Genomic DNA, 6,854 nt, shown 5'->3' with positions numbered 1-6,854 from the left:
CTCATTCATTGAGATTAGTGAAGTAAAAGAATTTATATTAAAGCAAGATTTAAATATAAAAGATATTCACGATATACACATTCATTCAATCTCTCAAGATTATCATATACTAACAGCTCATATAATCTTAGATGATTTAAATGAGTTTAAAAGTGTTTTACAAGAGCTTAATTCTTTACTTAAGAATGAGTTTAATATACATCATATTACTATTCAGCCAGAAATTAGCGAATAATTAGGAATTAACTTCCTAATTATTCTTCAATTAATTCTTTTTCGCCTTTTTTACGAGCTGCTATGATTAGTGGGACTCCGCTTAAATCATAATGCTTTCTTAATACATTTTGTAAATAGCGTTTGTAAGAAAAATGAAGTGCTTTTGGTCTATTCATTACAAGTGCTATTTTTGGTGGTGCAACGCTATATTGAGTAGCGTAATAAATCTTAACAAGTTTGCCTTTATCGTGTGGCAATGGATGAGCTAGACAAGCTTCTTCTATGATTTGATTTAGTTTTGAAGTTTGGATTTTTTGAATGTAGTTTGAATGCACTTTTAAGATTAAATCTAAAAGATTTTTAATACGCTTTTTACTAAGTGCTGAAACACTAATAATCGGTGCATAGGCTAAGAATTTAAATCTATCAAGTCTTAAATGTTTGCAAACTTCATCAAATTCTTTATCACTCTTACCACATAAATCCCATTTATTTAAAACTATAATCACGCCTAAATAATTCTTACCTAAAAGCCCAGCTATTCTTTCATCAAGCTCGTTAAATCCTTCAGCAGCGTCTAATACAAGCAAGGCGATTTGAGAGTTTTCTAGCATTTTTTCGGTGCGATTTAGAGCGTATTTTTCTATACCTAAAATTTTACTTCTTCTTCTAATTCCTGCGGTATCAACAAATTCAAGCGTTTTGCCATTATATTCAATACTTTCATTTACAGGATCAATCGTAGTTCCTGCAATGCTACTTACAACACATCTTTCATCATTTACAAGTGCGTTTAAAAGTGAGCTTTTGCCTACATTTACACGCCCTAAAATTGAGATTTTTATATGATTTTCATCAATTTCGCTAACTTCGTTAATACCTTCTTCATCATATTCACCAGCTATATTTTCATCTAAGAAATCTTCTAAGCTAAGCTCTGAATTATCAGGCACGAAAGTATCACGCAAATGTGAGCTTAAAAAATCATTTAATTCATCAATTCCCGTTGCGTGAGATACGCTTATATTAAATATATTTTTAAATCCAAAACGAGTAAATTCCAAGCTTCTTTCTTCATCTTTTTTACTATCTACTTTATTAATTACTAAAGCTGTTGGTTTTTTAAGCTTTAATAAATCATAAAAATAAGCCCTATCATCATCATTTGCACCCAATTTACAATCTACCATATAAACGATTATATCAGCGTCTTTTGCTTCTTTTAAGGTGTTCTTTTTAACATTTTGAAATAATTCATCTTTATCATCAAGCCCACCACTATCTACTAAAATAGCCTTTTTTCCATTAATATCAACTATTTTTCTATTAGTATCTCTAGTAGTGCCACTAATATCAGAAGTTATCGCTAAGCGTTCTTTTGCCAAGCGATTAAATAGTGAGCTTTTGCCAACATTTGGCTTTCCTATTAACATTATTTTTTGCATATATATCCTTTATTAAAAAAGCTCATTTTAGCTATTATTGTTTAAGTCCTAGCAAAGTATCTAACATTTTATCAACCGTTGTGATGATTTTAGCACTTGCACCAAAACTTGCTTGATATTTCATAAGATTGCTTAATTCTTCGTTCATATCAACACCACTTACTGATTGAAATTCTGCTGTTACATTAGCCAAGATAGCTTCGTTTGTTTTGTATAAAGTATTATTGTTTTCTGCACGACTTGCTATATCTGTTGTTAAAGACCTATAAAATCCTTCAAAAGTAGCTTGAGTGCTTTCTCCTTTAGTATCGTAAAAATCAATTTTATTATATTGAAGCTGATTGATTGCATTTGCTACATCGTTATTTCCATCAGCACCAGAACTACTTGCTCTAAGTAAAGTTGGGTCGTGTCTTAGGCTAGTATCTACATTTATATTGCTACCATTAGTGCCTTCAAAGAATTTCCCAAGACCAAAAATTCCAGGAAAATTAGTGCCATGATCTTCTACGCCTACTTTAAATCCATCTAGTTTAGGAATAAGACTAAAAATACCACTATCTTTTGTTTCATCATAAGAATAATCAGCTAAAAAATAATCATCAAAATCGTTTAAATTGTTATTATCATTATTATCATCTGTATTAGAATTAATTTTTTCTAATAAACTAGAACTTCTTACTCCACCTGTCATTGATGTGCTTGTATCAAGAGTGATTGTTTTTCTTGCTACTTCTTGACCATTATCGTTATATACGATTAAATCAAATGTGCCTGTTTTTAATCTATTATCTGCATTCATAATAATATCATCACTCTTTAGATGAGACATTTCATTTGATAATATTTGCTTTTGAGCTGCTCTTGAGTAGATATTGTTTGTTTCTGTAATCATAGTTTTTGCAAAAGAATCAAGATTGTTTATATAATCTTGCAAAATACCATCATCAAATCCATTAGTTTGGGTATTAAACTCACGACCCCTTAAATCAAGTTGAGCTCCTAATTGTCCCCCACTTAATTTAGAAGTTAAATCAGCAGTAGTTCCATCTTGAAGCTCATAATAAATCCTTTGAAAAGGGCTTCCTGCAGCAACACTATCTATTCTTAATGGATGAAATGTTGTCCCATCAACTATAGAAAAACCTTCAATATTTAAATGATAATCTATGCTTCCATCTTTTATATTTGTATCAAATGAAGCATTTTGTTCTAAATTCTCTTTAAAAACTGATGATTTAACGAGTTTTGAAAGTCTTAATTCTAATTCATCTCTTTTATCTCTTAAATCATTTGCCATAGAATCACCAGCACTCTCACTTGCTGCTATTTGAGCATTAATTGTAGAAATATCCTTACCAATTCTATTTATTTCTTCAATAGTTAAAACTACATCATCATTTACTGATTTTTGCATTTTAAACATATCATCTCTAGTAGCTTTTATATCTTTTGCAAGGGTTGTTGCTACTTGAACTAGATTTATTTTTGTAGCACCATCAGCAGGGTTGCTAGCATAATTATTCCAAGCTTTTTGATAAGCTTGTAAATCATTTAAAATTCCAACATCTTTTAAATCAGGAAATCTTTGTGCTGCTTCTTCAAGTTTTGTTTTTAGATATTTAGTATGTTCAAAATTATTTGTATTATCACGCATTTTTGTGAAAACATACTCATCGTGAATTCTTACAATCTTATCAACCTTAGTTCCAAGTCCAATATCACCAGCTGGCACATGTAAAGCATCTGCTGCTGATTGAACCACTCTTTGTCTAGTATAATAAGGATTGTTTGCATTTGTAATGTTATGTCCTGTTGTAGATATTTGAACTTGTGCAGCTCCAAGACCACTTACACCTGTATTTAGTGTTGAAAATATACTCATAATTAACCTTTAAAACTTTAACTTGATTTAAGCTTGTTAGCAAAATATATTCCATATCGTAAAAATTTTATTAATCTTTATATTTATTTGAAATTCTTTTTTTTAGATATTGATTTAAAAAATATTTTTTAATAACTTATATTAAAATTAAAAACTTATAATCCAACATTAAAATATTTATTAAAGGAAGAAATATGAAAATAATGGTAATTCAAGGACCAAATTTAAATATGTTAGGTCAAAGAGACCCTAGAATTTATGGAACTATGACTATGGCTCAAATACATGAACAAATGAGTTTAGCTGCTAAAGAAAGCAATGTTGATATAGAGTTTTATCAAAGCAATTATGAAGGCGAAATAATTGATAAAATTCAAGAGTGTGTAGGAACTTGTGATGCAATTATTATAAATGCTGGTGGATATACTCATACATCAATTGCGATTGCTGATGCAATAGCAGCTACTAGAATGCCTGTAGTTGAAGTTCATATTAGTAATATTTATGCTAGAGAAGAATTTAGAGCTAAGAGTTTCTTAAGTCCTGTTTGTGCTGGAACTATTAGTGGTTTTGGGCCATTTAGTTATCATTTAGCATTACTTAGTGCTATTCAAATGGTTCAACAACAAAGAGCATTTATAGCAGCTCAAGAAGAAGCACTAAAAGCAAATAACGCTTAATGCCAAATATCAAGATAAATGAAGCGAGATATTTTAAAAGGATTAAGTATTATCCGTATTTTAGTAAGGATAATAAAGCTTATAAATATTTAGCTTTAATTTCTCTTGGTAGTAATATAGAGCCTGAGTGTGAAAGATTTGTAAGATTATTTAAAAAATTAAAATCTGATAGAAGATTTAAGATTATTCAAACTTCAGCATTATTAATAAATGAAGCTTTTGGGTATAAAGAGCAAAAAGATTTTACAAATGCTTTAATGTTTGTTAAAACAAGTCTTCACGCAAGAGAGCTTTTAAAAGTTTTACAACACTATGAAAATATTTTTCATAGGACAAGAAGTTTTAAAAATGCACCTAGAACTCTTGATTTAGATATTGTTTATTTTAGTGAAAAAACATATTGCGATAAGAGATTAGTATTACCACATTATGGTGCAGAAGATAGGATTAGTATAACTTTAGTATTAGGAACAATGTAAGGAAAAAATATGGCAATTAGGCAAGATAGTTTTAGAGTAGAAAAAGGACAAGATTATTTAGCTTATGTTAGAGATTATTATGGAGATGAAGCTGAAATAGTTGCTGTAACTCAAGTAGAAGGAAGAACTCCAACAAGCCCTGCTATGGTAGAAGTAGTTGTAGCTATTAATGATACAAAAGAAAAAAAGCAACCAATTGTAAATAAAAGAGCAGCGTTACACTACGAAAATAGTTTAAAAGAATTTAAAAGCGATAATTTTGATAGAAAAATAGCTATAGAAAATAAGCAAAATCAAAATGAAAATAAATCACTTAATCAAGATTTAAATTCTAAAAAAGAATTATCTAGATTAAAGTTTAATCCTAATTCTAGCAATAAGTCAAAAGATGATAAGCAATTATTAAATGAGTTAAATAGCAAAGTAGATTATTTAATGAGTATGAGATGGGGAGAACTTGCTCCTGCTAGAAATAATCTTGAAATTCCACCTGAGTTTGCATTAATTTATGATAAAGCAAAAAAAAGTGATATGTTACAAACTCATTTAGATGAAATTATGAGAGCAACTCTTAAAAATATGCCAAAAGCTTTATTGAGTAATAAAGAAGCAATTACTAGATATTTTACAACCTTACTTAAGAGTATGATACCTTGCAGAGTTGATGCACCTATTAGAAAACAAAAAATAATTATGTTAGTTGGTCCAACAGGGGTTGGCAAGACTACAACATTAGCTAAGCTAGCTTATAGATACGCATACGGAAGCAAAAGATACAAAACTGCTATAGTTTCACTTGATAATTTTAGACTAGGTGCTAAAGAGCAATTAGCTGAATACGCTAGGACTATGAGATTACCAATTGCATTTGTATCAACCGAAGAAGATTTACATAAAAACCTTGAGACTTTAAGTGGTTATGATGTGGTTTTAATAGATTCAACTGGTAATTCTCAATATGATAAGACAAAAATTGAAAAATTAGAAAGTTATTTAAAGGCTAGTGAGAGTGAAATTGAAGTTGCATTAGTATTAAATGCAGGTATGAAGTATGATGATATGGAAGAGACTTTTAATGCTTTTAATGCTTTAAATATTGATACTTTAATACTTACAAAATTTGATGAAACTAGAGCTTTTGGTAATATTTTTTCATTAATTTTTAATATTAAAAAACCTGTTTCGTTTTTTTCAATAGGTCAGAATGTCCCTGATGATATTTTAGTAGCTAATAGCGAGTATTTAATTAAATGCGTTTTAGATGGATTTAAAGGATAAATTATGCAAACACAAGCTGATAAATTAAATGAGCTTATGAAAAATGAGCATAAAGTAAATAAGAAAAATACAAAATTTATTGCAATTACAAGTGGTAAAGGTGGGGTTGGCAAAAGCACAATAAGTGCTAATATTGCTAATTTACTTGCAAATGATGGATATAAAGTAGGTCTTTTTGATGCTGATATTGGTCTTGCAAATCTTGATGTGATTTTAAATGTAAAAATAGGCAAAAATTTATTACATGTTTTAAAAGGAGAATGCAAACTAGCTGATATTATTAAACAAGTAAAACCGAATTTAAAACTAATCCCAGGTGATAGTGGTGGAGAGATTTTAAAATACAATAATTCAAGTTATTTTGACGCTTTTTTAGAAGATGCTGAATTATTAGAAGATTTAGACTTTTTGATAATTGATACGGGTGCTGGTATTGGTGGAACTACTTTACATTTTTTAGAAATTGCTGATGAAGTTATTGTTGTAACTACACCTGATCCTGCTGCAATTACTGATGCTTATGCTACTATTAAAGTTACTTCTGATGTAAGAAATGATTTTTTAATGCTTTTTAATGTGGTAAAAAGCGAAAAAGAAGCACTAGATTTATTTACAAATATTTCAAAAGTTGCATCAGCAAATATTAAAAATAATCCTGAATTAAAGTATTTAGGATATTTAGAAAGCTCTGCTTATGTTATTGATTGTATTAAAAGTAGAGTTTTGTTTTCTCAAAGTTCATCAAGAGAAACTAATCAGTTAAAAAAAGCTACTAATAATCTTTTATCAAGATTGGAACGAAATGTGCTTAAAGATTCTGATTCAGGAAATATAAAAAGCTTTTTTAAGAGATTAATTGATAGGATTTAAG

The 6,854-nt window shown here is 29.0% G+C and carries 7 protein-coding genes; 5 read left to right on the top strand and 2 right to left on the bottom strand.

Translation table 11 applies throughout. The features are described 5' to 3' along the window. On the top strand, positions 1 to 235 hold a 235-nt coding region (locus AVBRAN9334_RS06875; protein ID WP_442862421.1), incomplete at its 5' end, for a cation transporter dimerization domain-containing protein. Positions 236 to 254: 19 nt separating this feature from the next. On the opposite strand, the gene der is transcribed toward AVBRAN9334_RS06875, so the two are convergent. Next, positions 255 to 1,661: a ribosome biogenesis GTPase Der gene (der, locus tag AVBRAN9334_RS06870; protein WP_336607341.1), complete on the bottom strand. Its 1,407-nt coding sequence runs from the start codon at positions 1,659 to 1,661 to the stop codon at positions 255 to 257. A gap of 34 nt (positions 1,662 to 1,695) precedes the next feature. Then, entirely contained in the window at positions 1,696 to 3,546 is a 1,851-nt protein-coding gene (gene flgK / locus AVBRAN9334_RS06865; RefSeq protein ID WP_214119941.1) for a flagellar hook-associated protein FlgK, read from the bottom strand. A gap of 194 nt (positions 3,547 to 3,740) precedes the next feature. On the opposite strand from flgK, the gene aroQ reads away from it, so the two are divergent. From aroQ to AVBRAN9334_RS06845, 4 genes are read left to right on the top strand one after another with little or no spacing between them, the layout of a single operon-like run. Beyond that, complete coding sequence (gene aroQ / locus AVBRAN9334_RS06860; protein ID WP_336607340.1) at positions 3,741 to 4,226, top strand: type II 3-dehydroquinate dehydratase; 486 nt, start codon at positions 3,741 to 3,743, stop codon at positions 4,224 to 4,226. Next, the gene (gene folK, locus AVBRAN9334_RS06855; protein ID WP_214117274.1) at positions 4,226 to 4,705 is read left to right on the top strand and encodes a 2-amino-4-hydroxy-6-hydroxymethyldihydropteridine diphosphokinase; all 480 of its coding nucleotides are present in this window, start codon (positions 4,226 to 4,228) and stop codon (positions 4,703 to 4,705) included. Before aroQ ends, folK begins: the two co-directional genes overlap by 1 nt. 9 nt (positions 4,706 to 4,714) lie before the next feature. Beyond that, the gene (gene flhF, locus AVBRAN9334_RS06850) at positions 4,715 to 5,983 is read left to right on the top strand and encodes a flagellar biosynthesis protein FlhF (protein WP_214117273.1); all 1,269 of its coding nucleotides are present in this window, start codon (positions 4,715 to 4,717) and stop codon (positions 5,981 to 5,983) included. Between the two features lie 3 nt (positions 5,984 to 5,986). Continuing rightward, positions 5,987 to 6,853: a P-loop NTPase gene (locus AVBRAN9334_RS06845; protein ID WP_214117271.1), complete on the top strand. Its 867-nt coding sequence runs from the start codon at positions 5,987 to 5,989 to the stop codon at positions 6,851 to 6,853. The last annotated feature ends 1 nt before the right edge of the window (position 6,854 follow it).

Source organism: Campylobacter sp. RM9334, assembly GCF_020138145.1.
GTDB lineage: Bacteria > Campylobacterota > Campylobacteria > Campylobacterales > Campylobacteraceae > Campylobacter_E.
Note: the sequence above shows the minus strand (reverse complement) of the source record. Positions and strands in the feature narration are given on the sequence as shown.

Bases quoted from the DNA above. Each gene is read 5' to 3' on its own strand.
- der (WP_336607341.1), bottom strand. From the start codon at position 1,661: ATGCAAAAAATAATGTTAATAGGAAAGCCAAATGTTGGCAAAAGCTCA.
- flgK (WP_214119941.1), bottom strand. From the start codon at position 3,546: ATGAGTATATTTTCAACACTAAATACAGGTGTAAGTGGTCTTGGAGCT.
- aroQ (WP_336607340.1), top strand. From the start codon at position 3,741: ATGAAAATAATGGTAATTCAAGGACCAAATTTAAATATGTTAGGTCAA.
- folK (WP_214117274.1), top strand. From the start codon at position 4,226: ATGCCAAATATCAAGATAAATGAAGCGAGATATTTTAAAAGGATTAAG.
- flhF (WP_214117273.1), top strand. From the start codon at position 4,715: ATGGCAATTAGGCAAGATAGTTTTAGAGTAGAAAAAGGACAAGATTAT.
- AVBRAN9334_RS06845 (WP_214117271.1), top strand. From the start codon at position 5,987: ATGCAAACACAAGCTGATAAATTAAATGAGCTTATGAAAAATGAGCAT.